Source organism: uncultured Lamprocystis sp. (genome assembly GCF_903933125.1).
Taxonomy (GTDB): Bacteria; Pseudomonadota; Gammaproteobacteria; order Chromatiales; family Chromatiaceae; genus Thiodictyon.
The window spans coordinates 1-24,575 of sequence record NZ_CAIZIZ010000395.1 but is presented as its reverse complement, the minus strand read 5'-3'; the positions used below and the strand labels follow the sequence as shown (position 1 = coordinate 24,575).

At 62.7% G+C, this 24,575-nt stretch carries 23 protein-coding genes; 20 read left to right on the top strand and 3 right to left on the bottom strand.

The window, feature by feature from the left end; all coding sequences use genetic code 11:
- Positions 1-15: 15 nt before the first annotated feature.
- On the top strand, positions 16-1,353 hold the full coding sequence (gene mnmE, locus QZY03_RS20910; protein WP_295584230.1) for a tRNA uridine-5-carboxymethylaminomethyl(34) synthesis GTPase MnmE: 1,338 nt from the start codon (positions 16-18) through the stop codon (positions 1,351-1,353).
- Here the strand turns inward: mnmE and QZY03_RS20905 are convergent.
- From QZY03_RS20905 to QZY03_RS20895, 3 genes are all read right to left on the bottom strand, one after another.
- Positions 1,315-3,351: a DUF3488 and DUF4129 domain-containing transglutaminase family protein gene (locus QZY03_RS20905; RefSeq protein WP_295584228.1), complete on the bottom strand. Its 2,037-nt coding sequence runs from the start codon at positions 3,349-3,351 to the stop codon at positions 1,315-1,317. The two genes, mnmE and QZY03_RS20905, sit on opposite strands and share 39 nt — an antisense overlap.
- Positions 3,320-4,276, bottom strand: coding sequence for a DUF58 domain-containing protein (locus QZY03_RS20900; RefSeq protein WP_295584226.1), 957 nt, complete (start codon positions 4,274-4,276; stop codon positions 3,320-3,322). The genes QZY03_RS20905 and QZY03_RS20900 overlap by 32 nt, the downstream gene beginning before the upstream one ends.
- Positions 4,277-4,380: 104 nt before the next feature.
- Entirely contained in the window at positions 4,381-5,322 is a 942-nt protein-coding gene (locus tag QZY03_RS20895) for an AAA family ATPase (protein ID WP_295584224.1), read from the bottom strand.
- 152 nt (positions 5,323-5,474) lie between these two features.
- On the opposite strand from QZY03_RS20895, the gene mnmG reads away from it, so the two are divergent.
- From mnmG to QZY03_RS20800, 19 genes are all read left to right on the top strand, one after another.
- Positions 5,475-7,361, top strand: coding sequence for a tRNA uridine-5-carboxymethylaminomethyl(34) synthesis enzyme MnmG (mnmG, locus tag QZY03_RS20890; RefSeq protein WP_295584222.1), 1,887 nt, complete (start codon positions 5,475-5,477; stop codon positions 7,359-7,361).
- Complete coding sequence (rsmG, locus tag QZY03_RS20885; protein ID WP_363168704.1) at positions 7,358-8,044, top strand: 16S rRNA (guanine(527)-N(7))-methyltransferase RsmG; 687 nt, start codon at positions 7,358-7,360, stop codon at positions 8,042-8,044. The genes mnmG and rsmG overlap by 4 nt, the downstream gene beginning before the upstream one ends.
- A gap of 7 nt (positions 8,045-8,051) precedes the next feature.
- Complete coding sequence (locus QZY03_RS20880) at positions 8,052-8,840, top strand: ParA family protein (RefSeq protein WP_295584221.1); 789 nt, start codon at positions 8,052-8,054, stop codon at positions 8,838-8,840.
- Positions 8,841-8,852: 12 nt separating this feature from the next.
- Positions 8,853-9,794: a ParB/RepB/Spo0J family partition protein gene (locus QZY03_RS20875; RefSeq protein WP_295584219.1), complete on the top strand. Its 942-nt coding sequence runs from the start codon at positions 8,853-8,855 to the stop codon at positions 9,792-9,794.
- A 147-nt stretch (positions 9,795-9,941) separates the two neighbouring features.
- Complete coding sequence (locus tag QZY03_RS20870) at positions 9,942-10,352, top strand: ATP synthase subunit I (protein ID WP_295584217.1); 411 nt, start codon at positions 9,942-9,944, stop codon at positions 10,350-10,352.
- 3 nt (positions 10,353-10,355) lie between these two features.
- Positions 10,356-11,225, top strand: a complete 870-nt coding sequence (gene atpB, locus QZY03_RS20865; protein ID WP_295584215.1) for a F0F1 ATP synthase subunit A — start codon at positions 10,356-10,358, stop codon at positions 11,223-11,225.
- Positions 11,226-11,276: 51 nt separating this feature from the next.
- A complete protein-coding gene (gene atpE, locus QZY03_RS20860; protein WP_020506449.1) occupies positions 11,277-11,528 on the top strand; it encodes a F0F1 ATP synthase subunit C in 252 nt (83 codons plus the stop codon).
- A gap of 68 nt (positions 11,529-11,596) precedes the next feature.
- Positions 11,597-12,067: a F0F1 ATP synthase subunit B gene (locus QZY03_RS20855; protein ID WP_020506450.1), complete on the top strand. Its 471-nt coding sequence runs from the start codon at positions 11,597-11,599 to the stop codon at positions 12,065-12,067.
- Between the two features lie 10 nt (positions 12,068-12,077).
- Positions 12,078-12,617, top strand: coding sequence for a F0F1 ATP synthase subunit delta (locus QZY03_RS20850; protein WP_295584212.1), 540 nt, complete (start codon positions 12,078-12,080; stop codon positions 12,615-12,617).
- A 43-nt stretch (positions 12,618-12,660) separates the two neighbouring features.
- Positions 12,661-14,202: a F0F1 ATP synthase subunit alpha gene (gene atpA / locus QZY03_RS20845; RefSeq protein ID WP_295584210.1), complete on the top strand. Its 1,542-nt coding sequence runs from the start codon at positions 12,661-12,663 to the stop codon at positions 14,200-14,202.
- A gap of 138 nt (positions 14,203-14,340) precedes the next feature.
- On the top strand, positions 14,341-15,204 hold the full coding sequence (atpG, locus tag QZY03_RS20840) for a F0F1 ATP synthase subunit gamma (protein WP_295584208.1): 864 nt from the start codon (positions 14,341-14,343) through the stop codon (positions 15,202-15,204).
- Between the two features lie 93 nt (positions 15,205-15,297).
- Positions 15,298-16,680 (top strand): F0F1 ATP synthase subunit beta, encoded by a 1,383-nt coding sequence (gene atpD / locus QZY03_RS20835; RefSeq protein ID WP_020506454.1) that lies wholly within the window; start codon positions 15,298-15,300, stop codon positions 16,678-16,680.
- 12 nt (positions 16,681-16,692) lie between these two features.
- Complete coding sequence (locus QZY03_RS20830) at positions 16,693-17,115, top strand: F0F1 ATP synthase subunit epsilon (RefSeq protein ID WP_295584204.1); 423 nt, start codon at positions 16,693-16,695, stop codon at positions 17,113-17,115.
- A gap of 89 nt (positions 17,116-17,204) precedes the next feature.
- Entirely contained in the window at positions 17,205-17,828 is a 624-nt protein-coding gene (locus QZY03_RS20825; protein WP_295584202.1) for a MotA/TolQ/ExbB proton channel family protein, read from the top strand.
- Complete coding sequence (locus tag QZY03_RS20820) at positions 17,828-18,277, top strand: biopolymer transporter ExbD (protein WP_295584200.1); 450 nt, start codon at positions 17,828-17,830, stop codon at positions 18,275-18,277. Before QZY03_RS20825 ends, QZY03_RS20820 begins: the two co-directional genes overlap by 1 nt.
- A complete protein-coding gene (gene msbA, locus QZY03_RS20815; RefSeq protein ID WP_295584198.1) occupies positions 18,274-20,040 on the top strand; it encodes a lipid A export permease/ATP-binding protein MsbA in 1,767 nt (588 codons plus the stop codon). Before QZY03_RS20820 ends, msbA begins: the two co-directional genes overlap by 4 nt.
- A 280-nt stretch (positions 20,041-20,320) precedes the next feature.
- Entirely contained in the window at positions 20,321-21,334 is a 1,014-nt protein-coding gene (lpxK, locus tag QZY03_RS20810; protein WP_295584196.1) for a tetraacyldisaccharide 4'-kinase, read from the top strand.
- A 96-nt stretch (positions 21,335-21,430) separates the two neighbouring features.
- Positions 21,431-22,195: a 3-deoxy-manno-octulosonate cytidylyltransferase gene (kdsB, locus tag QZY03_RS20805; protein ID WP_295584290.1), complete on the top strand. Its 765-nt coding sequence runs from the start codon at positions 21,431-21,433 to the stop codon at positions 22,193-22,195.
- A 380-nt stretch (positions 22,196-22,575) separates the two neighbouring features.
- On the top strand, positions 22,576-23,877 hold the full coding sequence (locus QZY03_RS20800; RefSeq protein ID WP_295584193.1) for a nucleotide sugar dehydrogenase: 1,302 nt from the start codon (positions 22,576-22,578) through the stop codon (positions 23,875-23,877).
- Positions 23,878-24,575: the final 698 nt, after the last annotated feature.

Here is a 24,575-nt window from a genome sequence, read left to right as displayed (position 1 = left end):
TCACAAATCGCGTAAATGACCGCCGATACCATTGCTGCTATTGCCACGGCACCTGGGGTCGGCGGTCTTGGCGTGGTTCGTGTCAGCGGCCCTGATGCACGGGCGATAGCGCTTGCGGTGACGGCTCGCGCGCTACGTCCGCGTCGCGCGAGCTTTTGCGGTTTTCTCGCGAGCACAGGTCAACCGATTGATGAAGGCATCGCCCTCTTTTTTCCGGGGCCACGCTCATTCACCGGTGAGGATGTGCTGGAACTCCAGGGACATGGCGGTCCAGTAGTGCTGGACCTCCTGCTCTCCCGTTGTCTTGAACTTGGTGCTCGCCCCGCCAGACCAGGTGAGTTCTCGGAACGCGCATTTTTGAATGGGAAACTCGATCTGACGCAGGCGGAAGCCATTGCGGATCTTGTCGAAAGCACCACCAGTCTCTCCGCCAGGCTCGCGATGCGTAGTCTTCAAGGGGCCTTTTCCAGGCGGGTCCACGCATTAGTGGACGATCTCGTTCGTCTTCGCACTGGCGTTGAAGCGACCCTTGATTTTCCAGAAGAAGATATTGACGATAACTTATCGCGCGATCTGCGTGAACGGCTCATTGCTTTAATCGTCGCAACCGATCAGGTGTTGTTTGAGGCGCATCAAGGCGAACGCATTCGTGATGGCCTGCACGTGGTGATCGCAGGCCGCCCGAACTCGGGTAAGTCGAGCCTGCTCAATGCGCTGGTTCAATACGATGCGGCTATTGTGACACCAGTCCCCGGTACGACCCGCGATCTGCTACGCTGCAATATGGAGATCGCGGGCCTCCCGGTCACGGTCATCGATACGGCTGGTATCCGGGAAACCCAGGAACTGGTCGAGCAGGAAGGCGTGCGGCGCGCCCGAGCACAATTAGGCAAAGCGGATCAGATCCTTTGGGTTTACGATGGCTCCCTGGGCCTCGACAGCGAGGAACTCAGTGGGCTCCCTCAAGCTGCAAAAGTGACCTTGATCCGCAATAAGATCGATCTGGTTACACCCCTCCCTGCCCCAGTAAATACTCACGGATTCATTGAGATCTCGATATCCGCGTTGACCGGGGCTGGAATCGATGACCTGAGGCGACACCTGCGCGCAACGTCTGGGGTGCAGGGGCTTGGTGAAGGCTCCTTTGTCGCGCGTCGTCGGCATCTGGATGCGCTACGGCGAGGTTTGACCGCACTGCATTCATCCAAAGTGTCTTTCGAAACACGATTAGGACCCGAAGTCGTCGCCCTGGAACTTCGGGACGCTCAACACGCGTTCGGAGAGATTACCGGAGAAGTCACTTCGGATGATCTCTTAGGCAAAATATTTTCTACGTTTTGTATCGGAAAATGATCGTCTCTGTTTTGTCGGGACGAACGCTTTAACCAGTCGAGAGAGGCTCTGAATATCCGCGGCTGTCGGGTTCGGCATGTAGCGTCCGCGGATATACAGGTCAGTAATCGCGTTGACCCTCGGTGCGAAGTCAGGCCGAGCGACGGCGACGCGGGCGGCGAAATCAAGCGGTCCTTCATGCGCGTGCCTTACCAACCCAACCGCTGCCAATCGGCGACACAGTAAGGCAAAACAGTGAGTGGCCGGATCGATCGCGTCGGGTTGACGAATCAGGCCGACGAGAATCAGTCCCATGACCACGGTGACCGCGGTCACCATGATCCCTGCCAGTGCGAATTCCCCGTAGTCCGCCAGCCCCAACCGATCGAGCAGGCGGGTTTGCTCGGCGGCTGAATAGTCCAGGATCGAACGCTGCCAGGCGGCATCAATGCTATCGGCCAGCAACCGTAACTGACGAATCGCGATCGACAGGACTCCGCTGGAATCGATGTGGAAGCGAGCCGGTGTGTAGGCCCCGAGCAAGCGGGATGCACCGCGATTGTCCACGCGGGATGGGGCTACAGCGCTCGTTGGATCGACCCGTACCCATCCCCGTCCGGCGATCAACACCTCAACCCAGGCGTGCGCATCCGACTGCCAGATCAAATGATAGCCGCCGATGCGATTGGGCTCACCGCCGAGATAACCGAGGACGACCCGCGACGGCAGGCCGGCGATCCGCATCAACACCGCGAAGCTCCCGGCATAGTGTTCGCAAAAGCCGCTGCGTGTTTCAAAAAGGAATTCATCCCAGGGATTGGCCCCAAGCTTCGGTGGTAACAGCGTGTAATGAAATTCCTCACGGTTGAAAAAGTCCAACCCCTTTTGGACCAGCGCCCAATCTGAATCTGTTTCGAGCTGCCACTCCTTGACGATCGCATGCATCCGCGCGCTCGTGTTTGCCGGTAAGCGCAGGGCATAGCGCTGCTCGGCCTCGACGGGTACCGCAGTCCGAAAATCGAGAGCAGAAGTGAGCCGATAGCGTTTCGCCGTCGTGATGGGGCGATCCGACAGCAATTGAAAGTCACCGCTCAGCACGGTATTCGGCGGATGTTCGATCGGGAGATCCAAACTGAACATCCAGCGCTGTTGGGAAGGTTCAAGCACAATCTCGTAATCGATTCGCTCCGCCGCTTGCGTCAGTTCGGGGTCGGCTGGTTGATACTGACCGGCGCGTCCCGGTGACCATTTCCGGTTATCGACCTCCCAAAGCACCAAGCCGCGCCAATAGAGCTGATCGGACCTTGGCGGACGTTGGTCAAAGCGCGCACGAAAGGCGAGATCTCCGTTGATCACCAGTTCGCTGATCGAGCCGGGTTCCATCGACTCACTCATGCCCATGGTTGCCCGATCCTGGTCAAATCCAAGGCTCCACAGCGGGCTTGTCAGTCGGGGGAAAAGCGCGAACAGAACGACCGTCAGTGGCAGCGCCTGGAGGGAGATCCGCAGCACCACCGGCATGGCCCGGCGGATTGGGTTTGAACCCATACCGCCGTTCAAATCCACGAGCAGCGCGACAATCATGAACGCAATGCCGCCCAAGTACAGCGTCAATCCCATGCTTTGGTCGAACAGAAACTGCACCACGACCACGAAACAGAGCGCGATGGCGCTGATTCGATGGTCGCGGCGCGCGCGCAATTCAAGCAACTTTAACGCCAGCATGGTTGCAAGCAGTGATGTGCCGCCAACCTTGCCGATCAGGGTGTGATTGGCCAGCAGGCAGTTCGCCACCCCGACGAAGGTCAACGTCAGCAACAGCCACCGGCCGGGAGCAGCGGCCGGCCAACGCACCGCGGCAAACCGCAGGAGCAGTACCAAAGCGACGAATGCCGTGACGCGCCAATTCAGGTAACGCGCCAGCGGCAGGTAGGCCGTGCTTACCGTCATGACCAGCGCGAGCGTTTGATAACGCTCAGGCTGTTCGTCAATGGGGAGGAGGTGTTGTTTGGCCATCATCAAAAAGTGCGAGTTCGCGCAGACAACGCTGCATCTGACTGGCGCCGCTGGCGAGGCCGATCTCGGTGCCCGGCAGTCTCATCCCGAACCGCAGGTTTGCCGCCTCGGCATCCAGCACCTGTCGCGTCAATAGCCGAATACGTTCTTCCGCATCGGGCGTACGCAACGCCGCCCAGTCGATCCAGACCTCGAGTCCATCATCGCCGCCGAATTGCTTGACCACCAGACCACGTTGGCGCGCAAAGGCTTTCCAATCCAGATGTCGGGTCGAATCGCCGTGGCGATACTCACGGCTGCCGATGTAGTCATCCGCGCCTTCCCCGGTTCGCGCGGCCGGTCGGTGCGTATCACCACTGTCCTGAACAGGCGGCGGTGCCGCGACCGCCGGGCGAGGATAGACCAGAACGCTCGCCTGCCCCCGCGCGTAGCACCAGGCGCGAAACAGGTGCATCGGGTGTCGGGTTTCGACCTCGAGATCCGTCAGCCACAGCAGACCGCGTCGGCGCGTTGGTTGCGCGAAAACGATGCCCCGTTGGTCGTGCGCATTGAGATAGACAGGGGTGCTCGCATCCAGACCTCCGCTCAAGCGCAGATCGTAGCGTGACCCTGCCCGCTCATTGCTCAAGGTGACCTCGAACAGGGCCGCGGCGCCATCAAACACCGCGGGACCCGAGCGCACTGAAATGGCCAATCCAAGGAGGTTATACCAGCAATGGTGCATTGCCACCAATCCCACCGACGCCATAAAGAACGCGAAGAGCAAACCGATATTATTCTGATAATTCAGTGAACCCAGCAGCATCACCAAGACAGTTGTGGCATAGAGCATGCCAATGCGGGTCGGCAGAATATAGATCTGCCTGGCCGCAATGCGTGCGACCCCATCCTTGCCCATCGGCGCTTTGCGCAGGAGCCCTTTGAACATCCGCTTCACGGCGGATCGCAGCGACTCGACCCTGCGCCTCGCCTTGGGGTGCTCGCTGTCGGTTATAGGCGCAGGCCGAAACCGATGCATCTGGCGTTCGAAGGTCACGGTACCGCAACCGCCGTCAGGATCAAGGTTGACACCTCGTCGTGGTCGAGCCGCCCGGTCCCATCGTTGCCGATCAAGCGATGAATGACGCAAGCCGGCAATACCGCCTGAATATCTTCCGGGATCAGGAAATGACGCCCGTCGAGGAGTGCCCACGCCTTTGCCGCGCGCAACAGCCCGACCCCGGCTCGTGGCGAGAGGCCATGGACGAACCGTTCGCAACGCCGGCTGAACGCCAGGATTCCGTGACAATAGTCGATCAGTGGGGCCGCCACATGGACGTGACCAACCGCCGTCTGAAGGGTAGCGATCTCGGTCGCGGACAACACCGCTGACTGCTGCAGCACCATGGCCCGGCGATCCTCTCCGGCCAGCAACTCCTTCTCTTGTGCCGTGGCCGGATAACCCAGGCGGATGCGCATCAGGAAACGATCCAACTGGGACTCCGGAAGTGGAAAGGTGCCGACCTGGTAGGAGGGGTTCTGGGTCGCAATGACAAAAAATGGCGCGGGCAGTGGCCTGGTCTCGCCGTCGACCGTGACCTGCCGCTCCTCCATGGCCTCCAACAGCGCGCTCTGCGCCTTCGGCGTCGCCCGGTTGATCTCATCGGCTAGCACCAACTGCGCAAATACCGGACCAGGGTGAAAACGAAAACACTCGGTCCCCCGCTCGAAGACGGACACGCCGACCACATCCGCCGGCAGCAGATCGCTGGTGAATTGGATACGTGAATACTGCAGCCCGAGCAACCGCGCCAGCAGGTGGGCCAGCGTGGTCTTGCCCACCCCCGGCAAATCTTCAATCAGGAGGTGGCCCCGCGCCAGCAGGCAGGTCACCGCCAAGCGGATCTCGTGTTCCTTACCCAGAATAATGGTGCCCGCCGTATCGAGGAGGGTTTCGATCAGCTTCACCTGCGGATGCGGGGTCGATTGCGGCATGTGGTCTCTGTGCGTGTCGTTCTTGGCCGGTGCCTTGCCGGTGGTCCCCGGTGGCCGGGATGCCTCCGAAAACCGCCGACATTCCAGCGTCTTGTAGCGGTCGACTTAGAGTAAACTGCCACCTTCGCTGAGCTTGTGCGATGATTTTTACCATGTTTGCGACCGATCACTATGACGTTATCGTCATTGGCGGAGGACACGCCGGGACCGAGGCGGCCCTGGCCGCCGCGCGTTTGGGTGTGCGCACCCTCCTGCTCACCCACAGCACCGACACCATCGGCAGTATGAGCTGCAACCCGGCCATCGGCGGCATCGGCAAGGGTCATCTGGTAAAAGAGATCGACGCGCTCGGTGGCCTCATGGCCCAGGCCGCGGACCGCGCCGGTATCCAGTTCCGTATCCTCAACGCCAGCAAGGGGCCAGCCGTGCGGGCCACGCGTGCACAGGCGGATCGTGCACTGTACAAAGCGGCCGTCCGCACCGCCTGTGAGGGACAGTCGAACCTCTCGATCTTCCAGCAGGCCGCTGACGATCTGCTTCTGGAGGAATATGGGGGCAAGAGTCGTGTCCAGGGTGTTCGCACCCAGATGGGACTCAGTTTCAAGGCGCGGGCCGTCGTTCTGACCGCAGGGACCTTTCTAGCCGGCCGCATCCATGTCGGTCTTGCCAATTATGAGGGCGGCCGTGCTGGCGATCCACCGGCCAATGCCCTCGCCCGCCGATTGCGCGAGCTGCCGTTCCGGGTCGCGCGGCTCAAGACCGGGACGCCGCCGCGCATCGACGGCCGCACCATCGATTATCGGCAACTCAAGGAGCAACCGGGCGATCAGCCGACCCCCGTGTTCTCCTTCATGGGCAGCGTGGCCGATCACCCGCGCCAGGTGAGTTGCTTCATCGCCCAGACCAATGCGCGCACCCATGACGTGATTCGCTCCGGCTTGTCGCGTTCGCCCCTGTTTACCGGTCTGATCGAGGGGATCGGCCCGCGCTACTGCCCCTCCATCGAAGACAAGATCGTGCGCTTCGCCGACAAATCGAGCCACCAGATCTTTGTTGAGCCGGAAGGGCTCTCCACCCATGAGGTCTATCCTAACGGCATTTCCACCAGCCTGCCCTACGACATCCAGCAGGCCCTGGTCAGATCCATGCTCGGCTTCGAGCACGCCCACATCACCCGTCCGGGATACGCCATCGAGTACGATTTCTTCGACCCGCGCGACCTCGCCGTAACCCTTGAGACCCAGCCGGTCGAGAACCTCTATTTCGCCGGTCAGATCAACGGCACCACCGGCTACGAAGAGGCGGCGGCTCAAGGGCTCCTGGCCGGAGCCAATGCCGCCCTGCGCGTGCTCGGCCGCGATCCCTGGTACCCGCGTCGGGATCAGGCCTACCTTGGTGTCCTGGTGGATGACCTGATCACACGCGGCACCACGGAGCCTTACCGGATGTTCACCAGCCGGGCGGAGTACCGCCTGTTGCTGCGGGAAGACAACGCCGATCAGCGGCTAACCGAGATCGGCTACGGGCTTGGCCTGGTCGCAGAGGCGCAATGGCGGGCGTTCGACCGCAAGCGCGAAGCCATCGCCCGCGAGCAGCAGCGGCTGCGCGACACCTGGGTCCGGCCTGACGCCGTCCCGCTGGCCGATCAAATCGCCGTCCTCGGCGAGCCCCTGCGGCGTGAGATTCGCGCGCTTGACCTCATGGCCCGACCGCAGGTCGACTATCGCGGCATCGTCCGTCTGACCGGCGAGCCGGAGTTGCCCGTCGATCCGGTGGTTGCCGAGCAGATCGAGATTCGCTGTCACTACGACGGCTACATCGTTCGTCAGCAAGCGGAAATCGACCGCTCCCGAGATCAGGAATCCAAGTCGCTCCCGCCAAACTTCGACTTCTCGGGAGTCCGCGGGCTTTCCACCGAGGTCCGCGAAAAGCTCACCCGGGTGCGCCCGACCACCCTTGGTCAGGCGGCCCGGATACCTGGGGTCACGCCCGCCGCGGTGTCACTGCTGTTGATCCACCTGAAGCGGCACAGCGCGTGATCCGGAATCCAGACGCTCCCGACCTGAACAAAGACCCGAGCATGGCCCCCACCCTGCCCGTCCCACCGCGGGCGCGACTCACCGACGGCGCCGCCGCGCTCGGCATCGCGCTGACCCCGAGCCAGATCGACCGGATGTTCGCGTTCCTTGAACTGCTGGCCCGTTGGAACCGCACCTACAACCTCACCGCGGTGCGCGACCCCGACGAGCAACTGTCCCGACATCTGCTCGACAGCCTCGCAATCCGCCCGTTTCTGTTCGGCGACACCGTTCTCGACCTCGGCACCGGTGCCGGATTACCCGGACTGCCGCTGGCCCTCTGCGACCCGGACCGCCGCTACTGCCTCCTCGACGGCAGCGGCAAGAAGATCCGTTTCGTGCGCCAAGCCGTCATGGAATTTGGCCTCACCCAGGTCGAGGCCGTGCACAGCCGCATCGAGTCATACCGGCCGGGGCGAAAATTCAGTACCATAGTCACCAGGGCCGTCGCGGAGATCGCTGAGATACAGCTGCTGGCGGCCCCCCTGCTCGACCGTCCGGGGCGCTTGTTGATCATGAAGGGTCGCTATCCGCACGACGAGCTCCGCAACCCGGCGCTCAGCGACCTTAACCTGACCGTGCACCCCCTGTGCGTGCCGTTCCTTGAAGGCGACCGCCACCTCATTGAGATCCGCTGTGAGTGATCCTGCCATGGTCCGTATTATCGCCGTTGCCAATCAGAAAGGCGGGGTCGGAAAAACCACCACTGCCGTCAATCTGGCCGCTGCCCTGGCGTCCATGAAGCGGCGTGTCCTGCTGGTCGACATGGACCCGCAGGGCAACGCCACCATGGGATGCGGGGTCGACAAGCACACCATTGAACACTCCAGTTGCGACCTCTTGCTGTCCGACATCCCCTTTGCGGCCTGTCTGCAACGCGTCGCCGAACCGGCCCCCGGCTTTGACCTGTTGCCGTCCAACGCCGACCTGACCGCCGCTGAGGTCGGACTGATCGGCTCCGCCGACCGGGAGCGGCGACTCGCCAAGATCCTGGCGACGGTCGTTGACGACTACGAGCTGATCATCATCGACTGCCCGCCGTCGCTCAACATGCTGACGCTCAATGCGCTGGTTGCCGCTCACGGCGTGCTGATCCCGATCCAGTGCGAGTATTACGCTTTGGAGGGACTCTCCGCCCTGATCGACACCATCGCCCAGGTCCGTGAAAGCCGCAACAGCGGGCTCCAGATCGAGGGTATCCTGCGCACCATGCACGATCCGCGTAACAATCTGGCCAATCAAGTCTCGACCCAGCTTGTCACCCACTTCACCGATCAGGTCTACCGGACCATTATCCCGCGCAACGTCCGCCTGGCGGAGGCCCCGAGTCACGGCCTGTCGGTCCTGCTCTACGACCCCGTCTCGAAAGGCGCTGTCTCTTACCTGGCTTTGGCGAGCGAAGTGCTGCGCCGCAACCATAAACGTCACCCTGTCTCCTGAGGCGCCCGACTGATGGACCCCGTGGAAGAAGCCGGCAATGCGCCGCAAAAAAAACGTGGCCTTGGTCGCGGTCTTGATGCCCTGCTCGGCGCGACCCGCCTGCCCCCGGTGTCCGTCGCGCCGCTGAGCACCGAGCGGCCATCGCCCGTTGATCCCGCATCCCCGATCGGCGAGCGCATCACCCGGCTTCCGCTCGAACAAATCCAACGCGGCCGTTATCAGCCGCGTCGTGATTTCGATGCGGATGCCCTGCGCGAGCTGGCGGATTCGATCGCCGCCCAGGGCGTCATCCAGCCGGTGGTCGTGCGGCCGATCGGTGCGGACCGCTACGAACTCGTCGCCGGGGAGCGGCGCTGGCGGGCCTCCCAGCAGGCCGGGCTCATCGACATTCCGGCTGTCATCCGTGATTGCGACGAACTCACCGCGGTGGCCATCGGACTGATCGAGAACATTCAGCGCGCCGACCTCAATCCGTTAGAAGAAGCCGGGGCTCTGGAGCGCCTGCTGACCGAGTTCCAGCTCACCCATCAGCAAATCGCCGAGGCCGTGGGCAAATCCCGCACCACGGTGACCAACATGCTGCGGCTCCTGGAACTGAACCCCGACGTCAAAACCCTGGTCGACCACTCCCAAATCGAAATGGGCCACGCGCGTGCGCTGCTCGGTCTCAAAGGCCCGGCGCAAAGCACTGCCGCCCGGCAAGTCGTGGCCGGCGGTCTCTCGGTGCGGGAGACCGAGCGGCTGGTGCGCCGCCTGCAGCAGGCGGACGAGGCCCCGCCGGAGCCGAACGCCAAGCGGGATCTCGACCCCAATGTCCGCCGCCTTCAGGACGATCTGGCCGACCGCCTCGGGGCGCGCGTCCAGATCCAGCAGGGCACGCGCGGCACCGGCAAGCTGGTCATCGCCTACCACAGCCTGGAAGAACTGGACGGCATACTTGCACACATTCAGTGATCACCGCTGCCGGGTTCGGTATTCTGCAATGATTAGAATAAGCTAGATCCAGGGAACTCGCGGTCTCTCTTGCGTTGACCCAACATTTTTGACCCCGTATACTGCGCGTTCGGCAAGGATTAGTCCTCGCAGCATGTTCCGAATCCGATGCAACAGGCAGATGCCCTGCTGGCCAAAAAGACTCTGCAGGTTCAAGTCATTCTTGGTTTGAGCGCATTGCTGATCGCCATCCCCTTCGGTTGGGAGATGGTGATCTCGGTCATGATCGGCGTTGGTTCCTGTCTGTTCGCCAACTTCCTCTTCGCGGTCTTGGTCTTCCGGGGCTACCGCGCCCAGGAACCAGGTCGGTTGTTGCTGAACATTTATGGCGCAGAGGTCGCGAAGCTCGTAGTTTTAATCGGTCTCTTCGGCGTGGCATTTGCAACGCTCGACGGCCTGAACGTTCCGGCACTGTTGGTTGCTTACCTGGTCATTCAGGTCGCTTCCACCTTGATTGCGGCCCAACTGAGCACCCGTGCGGCGCCCGGTCGGGCACCCAAGACACGCACTGAGAGATGATCGATGTCGACCGCTGAAACGCTGACCGCTCAAGGATATATCCAGCACCATCTCACCAATCTCACCCTGGGCGTGCATCCGGAGCATGGGCTCGGTTTTGCGCACAATGCCCAGGGTGCGGCCGAGATGGGCTTCTGGGCCATCAATGTCGATACCATGTTCTTTTCCATCCTGCTCGGATGGCTCTTCGTCCGCTTCTTTCGCGGCGTCGCTGAGCAGGCGACGGCCGGAATTCCAGGACCCGCGCAAAATTTCGCCGAATGGATTGTCGAATTCATCGACGAAAACGTCCGTGGCTCATTCACCGGCAAGAACCCGTTGGTCGCGCCGCTGGCCTTGACCATTTTCGTCTGGGTCTTCATGATGAACCTCATGGACCTGATTCCGGTGGATCTGCTGCCCTGGCTGTTCGGGCAATCAATGGCCATCTTTGGCGCCGATCCGCATCACGTCTTCCTCAGAGTCGTGCCCACCACTGATCCCAACACCACCTTTGCCTTGGCCTTAGTGGTATTCGGCATGGTGCTGTACTACAGCTTTAAAATGAAAGGCGTCTTCGGGTTCCTCGGTGAGTTGAGCCTGCAGCCGTTCGGCGTTTGGGGTATGCCGGCCAATTTAATTCTGGAAGGCATCAGTCTGCTCTCCAAGCCGGTCTCACTCGCCCTGCGACTCTTCGGCAACATGTACGCCGGTGAGATGATCTTCATCCTGATCGCACTGATGTTCGGCGGCGGCTGGGCGCTGGGGCTCACCGCGGGTGCCCTGCAGTTCGTCTGGGCGGTGTTCCACATCCTGATCATCACGCTCCAGGCATTCATCTTCATGGTGCTGACCGTCGTCTATCTCGACATGGCCCACCAGACGCATCACTAGTCCTTAATCACCCTTTATTCTCAACCGCCTGACCAACCACCGGAGTTACCCATGGAACTCGAAGTCGCACAAGCATTCGCAACTGCTATCAGATTCATCGGCGCGGGCCTGATGCTCGGCCTCGGCGCGGTCGGCGCGGGCGTCGGCATCGGTGTGCTCGGTGGTCGTTTCCTGGAAGGCGCTGCCCGTCAACCTGAACTGATCCCGATGCTGCGTACCCAGTTCTTCATCGTCATGGGTCTCGTGGACGCGCTGCCGGTCATCGCGATCGCCATGGGCCTTTACCTGATGTTCGCCGCCTGACATAAGAATCGGACGCGCCTGACCTGAAGGAACTTCAGAGGCACCCCGAGGCACCCCGAGGCATACAAGTGAACTTCAACCTGACACTCATCGGCCAGATGATCTCCTTCGGGGTCTTCGTCTGGTTCACTATGACCTATGTCTGGACGCCTATCGTCAAGGCGCTCAGCGACCGCAAGGCAAAGATCGCCGAGGGTCTCGCCGCCGCCGAACGCGGGCACCAGGAGAAGAGTCTCGGCGAGCAGCGCGCTCAGGAAGTCCTGAACACTGCAAAGGCCCAAGCCACCGAGATCCTCAGCCAGGCCCAGAAGCGCGCCGGAGAGATCGTCGAAGAATCCAAGGTCGACGCCCGCTCCGAAGGCCAGCGGCTGATTGCCGCCGCCCAGGCGGAGATCGAGCGCGAGACCAATCGCGCCCGCGAAGAGCTGCGCGAAAAGGTCGCGACCCTGGCCGTAGCCGCTGCCGAAAAGATCCTGAAGAAAGAAATCGACGTGCGTGCTCATCAGTCGCTCGTCGACGACTTCGCCAGACAGATCTAAAGGACCAACCATGGCCGGAGAAATCACTACCATTGCGCGGCCTTATGCGGAGGCGGTGTTCAAGCGTGCGCAGGAACTCGGCACTGTGGACCAATGGTCCGCGAGCCTGAATACGCTTGCCGCAACCGCGGCCGACCCGCTCATGGCCGCCCAGATCGCCAATCCCAATTGCCCGCGTGAGCGTCTCCGTGACCTGATCATCCAGATCGGCGGCGAATCCATGTCGGCTGAACTCGGCAACCTGGTCAGACTGTTGGCAGAGAACTCCCGTCTCGCCGCACTGCCCGAGATCGCCCAGCTCTACGAGCAGCGGCGCGTGGCCGCACAGGGCGTTCGCCAGGTGCTGGTCCGCAGCGCTTTTCCGGTCGATGCCGACCAGGAGCAGGTGCTGGCCACAGCCCTGGCGCGGCGACTCGGTGCTCAGGTGGAGCTGACGGTGGAACAAGACCCGGACCTGATCGGAGGCGTCGAGATTCATGCCGGCGACCTGGTGATCGACGACTCGGTCCGCGGCAAGCTCAAGCAGCTTTCCAACGCTTTGCAATTCTGAACGGGCCTCCATTGAACAGGCCCATTGTGAACAGGACACGGTCATGCAACTGAATCCTTCCGAGATCAGCGATCTCATCAAACAGAAGATCGAACAGTTCGAGCTGAAGACGGAGGCCCGTACCGAAGGCACCATCGTCAGCCTGACGGACGGTATCGTGCGCGTGCATGGCCTGTCCGACGCCCGCTATTATGAAATGCTGGAGTTTCCCGGCGACACCTTCGGGCTCGCCCTCAACCTCGAGCGGGACTCGGTCGGCGCGGTCGTACTGGGCCCTTACACCCATCTGACCGAAGGCGACTGGGTCCGTTGTACCGGTCGCGTGCTGGAAGTCCCGGTGGGTTCCGGTCTGCTTGGCCGTGTGGTCGACGCACTGGGCAACCCGATCGACGGCAAAGGCCCGATCGATGCCGTCGGCACCTCCCCGATCGAAAAAGTGGCGCCGGGCGTTATTGCCCGCCAGTCGGTCGACCAGCCGGTGCAGACCGGCATCAAAGCCATCGACACCATGGTGCCGATCGGTCGCGGCCAGCGCGAGTTGATCATTGGTGACCGCCAGACCGGCAAGACCGCGGTCGCGGTCGACACCATCATCAACCAGAAAGGCACCGGGGTTAAGTGTATCTATGTTGCGATAGGCCAGAAAAACTCGTCTATTGCCAACCTGGTGCGCAAGCTCGAAGAGTTCGGCGCGATGGATCACACCATCATCGTCGCTGCCGCCGCCGCCGACTCCGCCGCCATGCAGTTCATCGCGCCCTATGCCGGCTGCACCATGGGCGAGTATTTCCGCGATCTCGGCCAGGATGCGCTGATCATCTATGACGATCTGACCAAGCAAGCCTGGGCCTATCGTCAGGTTTCTCTGCTCCTGCGTCGGCCGCCGGGCCGCGAGGCGTATCCCGGCGACGTCTTCTATCTCCATTCCCGTCTGCTGGAGCGTGCCGCGCGCGTCAATGCGCATTACGTCGAAGAGATCACGGGCGGCGCGGTGAAAGGCCAGACCGGTTCCTTGACGGCCCTGCCGATCATCGAAACGCAGGCCGGTGACGTGTCGGCCTTCGTACCGACCAACGTCATCTCCATCACGGACGGCCAGATCTTCCTTGAGACCGACTTGTTCAATGCAGGTATCCGCCCGGCCATCAACGCGGGTCTGTCGGTGTCCCGTGTCGGCGGCGCCGCGCAGACCAAGATCATCAAGAAACTCGGCGGCGGTATCCGTCTGGCACTGGCCCAGTATCGTGAGTTGGCGGCTTTCTCCCAGTTCGCGTCCGATCTTGACGAGGCGACCCGCAAGCAACTGCAACGCGGCGAGCGTGTCACCGAGCTGATGAAGCAGGTGCAATACTCCCCGATGAGTGTCGCCCAGATGGCCATGTCGCTCTTCGCGGCCAACGAAGGCTATCTGGATGACGTGGATGTCAAAAAAGTCGTGGACTTTGAGCACGCACTTCAGTCCTACATGAAGTCTGCCCAAGCGGCCCTGCTCGAGCGAATCAACACCACCGGTGATTTCAACGACGAGATCCAGGCGGCGATGCACGCGGCGATCAAGGAATTCAAGGCCAACAACACCTGGTAATGAGACGCCAGCCTCACACGGCCATCCGCCAGCCGGGGGTGGTTGGGCGAGGTTTGAGCGTTTCATCATTGCGATTCACCCTGCCGTCTCCGCCATCCAAGCTGGCGGTTGACGGCTGGAAGCTGGGAGCTTGAGCAAATGGCCGGCGCCAAAGAAGTCCGAACCAAGATCGCGAGCATCAAAAGCACGCAGAAGATCACCAAAGCCATGCAAATGGTCGCGGCGTCGAAGATGCGCCGTGCCCAGGAGCGGATGGCCGCGTCCAAGCCCTATGCGCAGAAGATGCTCGAGGTGATCAGCCACCTGGCCCGCGCGACGCCCGAGTATCGCCACTCGTTCATGGCCGTCGAACGCAGCCGCAAGCGGGTCGGTTATATCGTCGTCTCGTCCGATCGCGGGCTGTGCGGCGGTCTCAACAGCAACCTGTTCCGGCGACTGATTGCCGAAATCAAGGAGCAGCGTGCACTCGGGGTCGATCCCGCATTCTGCACCATCGGCACCAAGGCATTGGGATTCTTCAAACGCTTCGGCGGCAGCGTGCTGGCCCAAGCCACGCACCTCGGCGACAAGCCACACGTCGAGGAACTGATCGGCACGGTCAGGGTGATGCTGGACGCGTTCGAAGAGAAGAAGATCGACGCGATCTATATCGCCAGCAACGAGTTCGTGAACACCATGACGCAAAAGCCGGTGATTCGCCAACTGGTACCGCTGGTACCGGGCGAGCGCCAGTCCATGCCGCTGCACTGGGACTATATCTACGAGCCCGATGCCCATACCGTGCTCGATTCGCTGCTGACGCGCTATATTGAGTCGCTGGTCTATCAGTCGGTGGTCGAAAACGGTGCCTGTGAGCAGGCCGCGCGAATGGTCGCGATGAAATCCGCCTCCGACAACGCCGGCAACCTGATCAGCGAGTTGCAGCTTGTCTACAACAAGGCGCGTCAGGCCGCGATTACCCAAGAGATCTCCGAGATCGTGAGTGGCGCGGCGGCTGTCTAGCCGGCCCCGGCGATAACGTCCAGCGCGATCACGGCTTCAAGGTTACAACAGCATCCGCAGACGCCTGCCCAGGCGACGAATGAGGAAGAGACTATGAGTTCCGGTAACGTCACCCAGATCATCGGCGCCGTCGTCGACGTGCAGTTTGCCCGCGGCGAGATGCCGAAGGTCTATGAGGCGCTGCATATCGATTCCGTCGGTCTGACCCTCGAGGTTCAGCAGCAACTCGGTGACGGTATCGCGCGTACCATCGCCATGGGTTCCACCGACGGCCTGCAGCGCGGCGCCGCGGTCACCGCAACCGGCGCTCCGATCAGCGTGCCGGTGGGTCAGGCGACCCTGGGGCGCATCATGGACGTGCTCGGTCACCCGATCGACGAACTCGGCGCGATCGGCACCGACGAGCGCTGGGCCATCCATCGCGAGGCTCCCAAGCTCGAAGACCAGGCGGCCTCCACTGAAATCCTCGAAACCGGCATCAAGGTCATCGACCTTATCATGCCGATCGTCAAGGGCGGTAAAGTCGGCCTCTTCGGCGGTGCCGGCGTGGGCAAGACCGTCACCCTGATGGAGCTCATCAACAACATCGCCAAGGCTCACGGCGGCTTCTCGGTGTTCGCCGGCGTCGGCGAGCGGACCCGCGAGGGCAATGACTTCTATCATGAGATGAAGGACTCGGGCGTTCTCGACAAGGTCGCCCTGGTGTACGGTCAGATGAACGAGCCGCCGGGCAACCGTCTGCGCGTCGCCCTGACCGGCCTGACCATGGCCGAGTATTTCCGTGAAGAAGGCCGCGACGTGCTGCTCTTCGTGGACAATATCTACCGTTACACCCTGGCCGGCACCGAAGTGTCCGCGCTGCTCGGCCGTATGCCGTCCGCGGTGGGCTACCAGCCGACGCTGGCTTCCGAGATGGGCGCCTTGCAAGAGCGCATCACCTCGACGCGCACCGGATCCATCACCTCCTTCCAGGCGGTCTACGTGCCCGCGGACGACCTCACCGACCCGTCCCCGGCCACCACCTTCGCCCACTTGGATGCGACCCTGGTTTTGTCCCGCCAGATTGCCGAACTCGGCATCTACCCGGCGGTGGACCCGCTGGACTCTACCAGCCGCATCCTCGACCCCAACGTAGTCGGTGCCGAACACTACGAAACGGCCCGTGCGGTTCAGGGAACGCTCCAGCGCTACAAGGAGCTCAAGGACATCATCGCCATCCTCGGCATGGACGAACTCTCCGAGGTCGACAAACTCACCGTGGCCCGCGCCCGTAAGCTCCAGCGCTTCCTGTCGCAGCCCTTCACGGTGGCTGAGGTCTTCACCGGCGCACCCGGCGCCTTCGTCCACGTGGCTGACACCATCAAGGACTTCAAAGCCATCGTCAACGGCGACTACGACCACCTTCCCGAGCAGGCCTTTTATATGGTCGGCGGTATCCAGGAGGCCGTGGCCAAAGCCGAGAAGATGGCCGGCTAAGGGGAGATACCCATGGCAACGATCCAAGTCGACATCGTCAGCGCCGAGGGAGCCATCCACTCCGGAATCGCCTCCATGGTCTACGCCTCTGCCGAGTTGGGAGAGGTCGGGATCGCGCCCCGGCACACGGCCTTCATCAGTCGGCTGCGCCCTGGTGACGTGCGAGTCGAGAATGAAAAGGGCGAGCAGGAGCATTTCTATGTATCCGGCGGCGTGCTGGAGGTCCAGCCGATGGCCGTGACCGTCCTGGCCGACACCGCGATCCGCGCCCATGACCTCGACGAGGCGGCCGCCTTAGAGGCTAAGCGTCGCGCCGAGGACGCGCTTGCCGGTCAAACGGCCGAGTTCGAGTATGCCAAGGCGCAATCCGAGCTGGCCGAGGCCATTGCTCAGTTACGCGCCATCGAGAAGCTGCGCAAGATGCGACGCGGCTAGCCGGATGGGGCGGCCGTGGGTCGCGCGCCGTCCTTCCGGGCAACGCCCCCGTCGCCACGCGCCGGGGGCGTTTTACTTAGGAGTGTGCTTTGCTTGAACTGATGCAAGCGGGCGGTTGGCTCATGTGGCCGATCGCTGCCTGTTCCGTCATAGCGACCGCGCTGGTCATCGACCGTGCCTGGACATTGCGCCGCGCGCGGATCATGCCCGAGGACCTGGTCACCCGCATTTGGCAACTGCACCGCCAGGGGCAGCTCAGCGCGGAAAAGATCGAAGCGATCCGCAGCGGCTCCCCGCTGGGGCGAATGCTGGCGGCTGGCCTGGTCAACCGCAATCATTCCCGCGAGGTCATGAAAGAGGCTATCGCCGATACCGGCCGCCATGTCGTGGCCCGTCTCGAACGTCACCTTGACACCCTCAGTACCATCGCCTCGGTCGCCCCCCTGCTCGGACTGCTCGGCACCGTCTTCGGCATGATCGACATCTTCGGTGTCATCATGAATGCCGGGACAGGCAACGCCGGGGTTCTCTCGGGTGGTATTGCCAAAGCGCTCATCACCACCGCGGCGGGTCTTTCGGTCGCTATCCCGACCTTGCTCTGCCATCGCTTCTTCGATAGCCGAGTGGGACAATTCGCCATCGACATGGAAATGCAGGCCCTGCGCCTGGTTGAAGTCATGAAGGGCGAACGCGAAGAGGGCGGCGAGTCCTGATGCATCTGCGCACCCGCCGCTCCCAACCGCCCGAGATCAACCTGACGTCGCTGCTGGACGTCGTCTTTCTGCTCCTGATCTTTTTCATGGTCTCCACCACCTTCAAGGATGAATCGGGCCAAGAGCAGACGCGCCTGCGGGTGAACCTGCCTCAAGCCCAGGGTCAGGACCAGCCAGACAAAGAAGCCGAATCGATCCGGATCATCATCGACGAGAGCGGAACCTTTTATGTCAATGATCGTCTCGTCGTCGACCAGCAGGCGCTCACCCTGGTGCGCGCACTCACCGGCGCCTTGGACCAGCGCAAAGGCTTACCCGTCCTGATCCAGGCCGATGCCAAGACCCCCCACCAGGCGGTCATGACGGCGCTGGATGCCGCTGCGGAGGTTGGATTGAATAAAGTCTCCTTCGCGACCGCGCGCCAGAGCCCGCCGACCGCACCGCAATGACCCAAGAGATACCCCAACTGGCGGCCCGCCAGGTGTATGGACGCTTGCTCGGCTACGCCAAGCCCTATTGGCGCATGTTCGCCGTCTCGATCTTCGGCATGTTGATCTATGCCGCGACCGAGCCGCTCTTTGCCGCGATGATGAAGCCGCTGATCGACGGCAGTTTCGTGCACAAGGACGAATCCATTGTCCGCCTGATGCCGCTGGCCCTCATCCTCATCTTTCTGGTGCGCGGCATCGCCGGATTCATCAATGACTATTTTTTAAGCTGGGTCGGTCGACGCGTGGTGGCGGATCTGCGCCAGGCCATGTTCGAGCACCTGCTGCGCGCCCCGACCCGCTATTACGACCAACACGGATCCGGCCATATTCTGGCCAAACTGACCTATAACGTCGAGAACGTGGCGAGCGCGGCCACCTCCGCCGTCACCACCCTGGTGCGCGACGGTGCCTCGGTCATTGGCCTGATGGCCTACATGCTCTATATCAATGCCACCCTGTCGGCCATCTTTCTGATCATTGGTCCGGTCATGGTCGGTGCCGTCAAGTACGCCACCAAGCGGTTCAGACGCTACAGTCGCCGCATTCAGGACCGGGTCGGCGAACTTACGCATGTGGCCCAGGAGGCGATCGACGCCCATCGCGTCGTCAAATCCTTCGGCGGGCAGGCGCAAGAGACCGCCGAGTTCGGCTATATCAATGAGAAGACCCGCTCATTGCAGATGAAAATGATCGCCACCGAATCGGCGAGCGTGCCCCTGGTGCAATTGATTTCGGCGCTGGCTATTGCACTGATCGTCTATCTCTCGACCATGCAGGGGTTGCGCGCGGACATCACGGTCGGCACCTTCATGTCCTTCGTGGTCGCCATGGGTCTGTTGCTTCCTCCGGTCAAGCGCCTCACCGGTGTCAATGCGCACCTGCAGCGCGGCATCATCGCGGCTGAGAGCCTGTTCGAACTGCTGGATTCAGAGACCGAGGACGATCAGGGTACCCGTACCCTCGGCCGCGCCAAAGGCCGTATCGAGTACCGTGATGTCACGCACCAATATTCGCCCGACAAGGCGCCGGCAATCCGCAATCTCGACCTCATCATCGCTCCAGGGGAGAAGGTAGCGCTGGTCGGCCGCTCGGGCAGCGGCAAGACCACCATCGCGAGCCTGTTGCCGCGCTTCTACGATCCTACCGGCGGTGAGATCCTGATCGACGGGGTCCCGATCCGGGAATTATCGCTGGCCGAACTGCGCAATCAGATCGCCCTGGTCAGCCAGGATGTCGTGCTGTTCAATGACAGCATCGCCAACAACATCGCCTATGGCCGGCCCGTGCCGCCCACGCAGGAGGCATTGGAGCACGTGGCCGAAGCCGCCCATGCGTTGGAGTTTATCCGCGCCTTGCCCCAGGGATTCGGCACCATGATCGGCGACCGCGGCGTCCTGCTCTCGGGCGGCCAGCGCCAGCGTCTGGCCATCGCCCGGGCCATGCTTAAAGACGCCCCCATCCTGATCCTGGACGAGGCCACCTCCGCACTCGACACCGAGGCCGAGCGCCACATCCAGGCCGCCCTCCAGGTCTTGATGGCGCAGCGCACCACCCTGGTCATCGCCCACCGTCTGTCCACCATCGAGAACGCCGACCGTATTCTGGTCCTGCTGGAGGGTCGTATCGTTGAACAAGGCCGCCACGCTGACCTGATCAGCCTGGGCGGTTACTACGCCCGGCTGCATCGACTCCAGTTTCATGATGTACTCGCTGACGTCTAAGTATTGGTGCCGCGCCACGCGACGGTCCGCTGTGGGAACGGCCTCCGGCCGCGATGAGGCCGTGCTGAGGCCGTGCTGAGGCCGCGCGGGATCTCCGCGACGTCGCGGTGGTCCCGATCGCGGCCGGAGGCCGCTCCCACGGGGTCACGGTATTCTCGTTCTCACGCTCCAGCGAGCGAATGCCGTCTGGCCGCTCCAGCGGCCGGTAACGCCATGCGACGGCTTCCGCGTTACGCCTTGCCTCCGCGGGATCGCGGTGCGACTGTTACGGTAACAACCCTTGGACCCAACGCACATCTGGTATGGCCGACATCCGCTGGCACTAGCCCTGGCGCCGCTGGGCTGGCTGTACTGCGCCATCGCCCGGTTGCGCCGCAGGGGTTACCGCAACGGACCCTTCGCCGTCCGGCGGCTGCCGATTCCGGTGGTGATCGTCGGTAACCTCACCGTTGGCGGAACGGGCAAGACACCCCTCGTGCTCAAGCTCGCGCAGCTCACCACGGAACGCGGGTGGCGGCCCGGCATCATCACCCGCGGCTACGGCGCCCGGTCGGTTCATTGCCCGCGTATCGTGGACCCTGCCGATGACCCCAACCTGGTCGGCGACGAACCAGTCCTGCTGGCCCGGCGTGCGCCCTGTCCGGTGGTGGCGGGTCCGGACCGGTATTCCGACGGCGAACTGGCAACGAATCGACTCGGCTGCGACCTGCTGCTCTGCGACGACGGACTCCAGCATTACCGTCTGGCCCGTGACCTCGAGATCGCCGTGGTCGACGGTGACCGCGGCCTGGGCAACGGTCGCTGCCTGCCGGCTGGTCCCTTGCGTGAACCCCCCGAGCGGCTGGAAACCGTGGACCTGGTGATCCACAACGGCGGCACCGCCCCTGGGCACCGTTTCAGTCTGGTTCCAGGCGCGGCCGTCAATCTGCACGACCCGACCCGTACCCAACCCCTGGGCGCCTTTCGTGACCGGCAAGTCACCGCGGTGGCCGGCATCGGCAATCCCGCACGCTTCTTCGCCATGCTGCGTTCTCACGGCATCCAGGCAGCCGAACGGCCCTATCCGGACCATCATGCATTCACCGCTGCCGACGCCTACAGCTGGCCCCCCGGACCCGTGCTGATGACCGAGAAGGACGCCGTCAAATGCGCCCGGTTCACACGCGCCGACCTGTGGGCTTGTCCGGTCGAGGCAGTCCCGGACGACGCCTTCATCGCCGCCTTCTTCGCGCACTTGTCCGACCGTCATTTTCCTCGCCAACCATCCCGCGGATACGGCAAGATCCGTCGCTAACAGCCCGTTTCCGTCCATCCGGAACCCGCCGAAGGTACCCATTTCGTGAACACCCTGCAACGCCCTGCGCCCCCACCACCCGAGCCAATACCCGCCGTGCACCCGGACTTCAAGGTCGTGATCCCGGCCCGCTTCGGCTCCACCCGACTGCCCGGCAAGCCGCTGCTGCTCATCCACGGCAAGCCCATGATCCAGCACGTGGTGGAGCGTGCGCGGGCGAGCACCGCGGGCGAGGTGATCGTCGCGACGGACGACCAGCGCATCGTCACCGCTTGCGCCGCCTTTGGCGCCGAGGCGCAACTCACCGGGGCCGACCATCGCAGCGGTTCCGACCGGATTGCCGAGGTCATCGCGCGCCGCGGCTGGTCGGAGGACACCATCGTCGTCAACCTGCAGGGCGACGAGCCTTGCATGCCGCCCGCGCTGATCGACCAGGTTGCCCGTAACCTCAGTGCCCACCCCGGAGCCAACATGGCGACCCTGGCCTTCGCGATTACCGACGGCGAGACCCTGTTCGACCCCCATGTGGTCAAGGTGGTCACCGATGCGGCCGGTTTCGCCCTGTACTTCTCGCGTGCCCCCCTGCCCTGGCACCGTGACGAGTTCCTGGGAAAGCGCGGGCACCTGCCGACCTCGGTCACGTTCCTGCGTCACATCGGGCTCTATGCCTACCGGGCGGCCTTCCTCGGGCGCTATGTCACCTGGGAGCCGTCGCCGCTGGAATTGGCCGAGGCCCTGGAACAATTGCGTGTCCTGTGGCACGGCGAGCGCATCCACGTCGGCATCGCCGCGCAGCCGCCCGGACCCGGTGTCGACACCGCGCACGACCTAACGCGCGTCGCCGCGCTGCTCGGCGGCTGAGGCCTGCGGTCGCACCCCGTCGACGTTCCGGCAGGATGCCGGAAGCCCGGTGCCAGGACGGCATCGCTCAGCCGACCCGGCACCCCGCCACCACGATCGCCCTAAACCGAAGTTCCAGACCGGTGCCTGAAAGTTTTCTTTCCGAAACATAATGATATAGTGAATTTTCGCGCACTTACATGGGAACGTGTACCCATGTGGCGGTCGATTTGTGCTCGGACTCGGGCTATAGTCAGTCTTAGCGAATAAATCGCTTACCTGTACCCAGACGCTTGCACGCGAAAATTTTTCAAGATTCTGATTCGCCTAAGAAACTTCTGTCTTGAGCCTGGAACTTCGGCCTAAACCGCGACGAGCGCAATCCATAAGGACCCCAAGCCATGCAATCCCTGATCGCCCGCCTCCAGACCCGTCAATCCCTCATCGGCATCCTCGGCCTCGGCTATGTCGGCCTGCCCCTCATGCTGCGCTTCGCCGAAGTCGGCTACCGCGTGCTCGGCTTCGATATCGACCTCGCCAAGGTCACCCGGCTCAATGCCGGAGAGTCCTATATCGAACACATTCCTGCGGAGGTCATCCGCACCGCCGTCGCCGCCGGTTTCCGCGCCACCACCGACTTCAGCCGCGCCCGCGAGTGCGACGCTCTCATCCTGTGCGTGCCCACGCCGCTCAACAAATATCGCGAGCCCGACCTCAGCCACGTGCTCGACACCACCGACTCCATCGTCCCGCATCTGCGCCCCGGCCAGGTCGTCTCACTGGAAAGCACCACCTGGCCCGGCACCACCGACGAGGAACTGCGCCCGCGCCTGGAGCGCTCCGGCCTTCAGGTCGGCCAGGACCTCTTCCTGGTTTTCTCCCCCGAGCGCGAAGACCCCGGCAACCCCAAGTACCGCACCCGCACCATCCCGAAAATCCTGGGTGGCGTCACCCCGGCCTGCACCCAGGTCGGCCAGGCCCTCTACGGCCAGGTCATCGACCAGGTGATCACCGTCAGTTCCACCCGCGCCGCCGAGATGACCAAGTTGCTGGAGAACATCCATCGCGCCGTCAACATCGGCCTGGTCAACGAACTCAAGATCGTCTGTGACCGCATGGGCATCGACATCCACGAGGTCATCCGCGCCGCCGCCACCAAACCATTCGGCTTCACGCCCTACTACCCTGGCCCCGGACTGGGCGGCCACTGTATCCCGATCGATCCCTTCTACCTCACCTGGAAGGCACGCGAATACGGGCTCAGCACCCGCTTCATCGAACTGGCCGGCGAGGTCAACGCCAATATGCCCCAATGGGTAGTCGGCAAAGTCGTGGACGCCCTCAACGACCGCGGTCAGGCGCTCAAGGGTGCGCGCATCCTGGTGCTGGGCATCGCCTACAAAAAGAACGTCGACGACCGCCGCGAATCCCCGGCCATCGAAATCATGGAACTGCTCCAGCACAAAGGGGCCAGTATCAGCTACTCCGACCCCCATGTGCCCAAATTCATCCCCATGCGCAAGTACGACTTCGACCTGGAATCGACCGCACTGACCCCCGAAACCCTCGCCGCCGCCGACTGTGTTTTGCTGATCACCGACCATGACCGCTTCGACTATGATCTCATCAAGACCCATGCCCGGCTCATCGTGGACACCCGCGGGCGGTACTGTGAACCGGCCGACCACATCGTCAAGGCGTAACATTAGTTCCGGGCTAGCGCCTGTTTGATGACGCCCAAGACCCTGCCGTTAATACCTCGCGGCGGGAGACCTTTCTCTTCCAGGGGTCTCCCGCCTTTGTCCGTTCGCCCCGTCTCCCCCCGGCCCAAGGCTGAAGCCTTGGACTCCTGGCGAGCCCCGGCCATGCCCGCCACTGACCGGGTAGGGCGATAGCGTGCCCAGACTCGTTCCAACGCCCCACCTCGGTCGCCTCGCGTACCTGCTATAGCCTTCCTGCCTGATATCCGGACAGACCCTTGGTGTAGGGTCCGTAGCGTCATTCCACCATAATGCGGGAAGGAAGCCGCTAAAGCTGCTGGATTATCGTGACCGCACGGCCGAACTGGAGGCCAGCCCCAACCCCTTTGCCCTGCTCGTGTTGGCGTACTTGGCGGCCACCGCGACCCGGCCGCGCGGCTTGAACACAAGATCGGCTTAACGCGCCGACTCTATCGACTCGGGCTGGCGCGCGATGCGATCTTGAGTCTCTATGCCTTCATCGACTGGGTGTTAGCGGCCAAACCACCTTGCCGCCGCGCCCCATCCGCGTTAGCATAGCCCCTCGTTTAAGGGCTGAACGACCATTTCGAACAGGTGCGAACAGCTGACCTCGGCCATGCCCGCCACTGACAGGGTAGGGCGGTAGCGTGTCCGAACCTGTCTGAGTGCTCCGCACGGGT

Bases quoted from the DNA above. Each gene is read 5' to 3' on its own strand.
- mnmE (WP_295584230.1), top strand. From the start codon at position 16: ATGACCGCCGATACCATTGCTGCTATTGCCACGGCACCTGGGGTCGGC.
- QZY03_RS20905 (WP_295584228.1), bottom strand. From the start codon at position 3,351: ATGATGGCCAAACAACACCTCCTCCCCATTGACGAACAGCCTGAGCGT.
- QZY03_RS20900 (WP_295584226.1), bottom strand. From the start codon at position 4,276: ATGTTCAAAGGGCTCCTGCGCAAAGCGCCGATGGGCAAGGATGGGGTC.
- QZY03_RS20895 (WP_295584224.1), bottom strand. From the start codon at position 5,322: ATGCCGCAATCGACCCCGCATCCGCAGGTGAAGCTGATCGAAACCCTC.
- mnmG (WP_295584222.1), top strand. From the start codon at position 5,475: ATGTTTGCGACCGATCACTATGACGTTATCGTCATTGGCGGAGGACAC.
- QZY03_RS20880 (WP_295584221.1), top strand. From the start codon at position 8,052: ATGGTCCGTATTATCGCCGTTGCCAATCAGAAAGGCGGGGTCGGAAAA.
- QZY03_RS20875 (WP_295584219.1), top strand. From the start codon at position 8,853: ATGGACCCCGTGGAAGAAGCCGGCAATGCGCCGCAAAAAAAACGTGGC.
- QZY03_RS20870 (WP_295584217.1), top strand. From the start codon at position 9,942: ATGCAACAGGCAGATGCCCTGCTGGCCAAAAAGACTCTGCAGGTTCAA.
- atpB (WP_295584215.1), top strand. From the start codon at position 10,356: ATGTCGACCGCTGAAACGCTGACCGCTCAAGGATATATCCAGCACCAT.
- atpE (WP_020506449.1), top strand. From the start codon at position 11,277: ATGGAACTCGAAGTCGCACAAGCATTCGCAACTGCTATCAGATTCATC.
- QZY03_RS20850 (WP_295584212.1), top strand. From the start codon at position 12,078: ATGGCCGGAGAAATCACTACCATTGCGCGGCCTTATGCGGAGGCGGTG.
- atpA (WP_295584210.1), top strand. From the start codon at position 12,661: ATGCAACTGAATCCTTCCGAGATCAGCGATCTCATCAAACAGAAGATC.
- atpG (WP_295584208.1), top strand. From the start codon at position 14,341: ATGGCCGGCGCCAAAGAAGTCCGAACCAAGATCGCGAGCATCAAAAGC.
- atpD (WP_020506454.1), top strand. From the start codon at position 15,298: ATGAGTTCCGGTAACGTCACCCAGATCATCGGCGCCGTCGTCGACGTG.
- QZY03_RS20830 (WP_295584204.1), top strand. From the start codon at position 16,693: ATGGCAACGATCCAAGTCGACATCGTCAGCGCCGAGGGAGCCATCCAC.
- QZY03_RS20820 (WP_295584200.1), top strand. From the start codon at position 17,828: ATGCATCTGCGCACCCGCCGCTCCCAACCGCCCGAGATCAACCTGACG.
- msbA (WP_295584198.1), top strand. From the start codon at position 18,274: ATGACCCAAGAGATACCCCAACTGGCGGCCCGCCAGGTGTATGGACGC.
- QZY03_RS20800 (WP_295584193.1), top strand. From the start codon at position 22,576: ATGCAATCCCTGATCGCCCGCCTCCAGACCCGTCAATCCCTCATCGGC.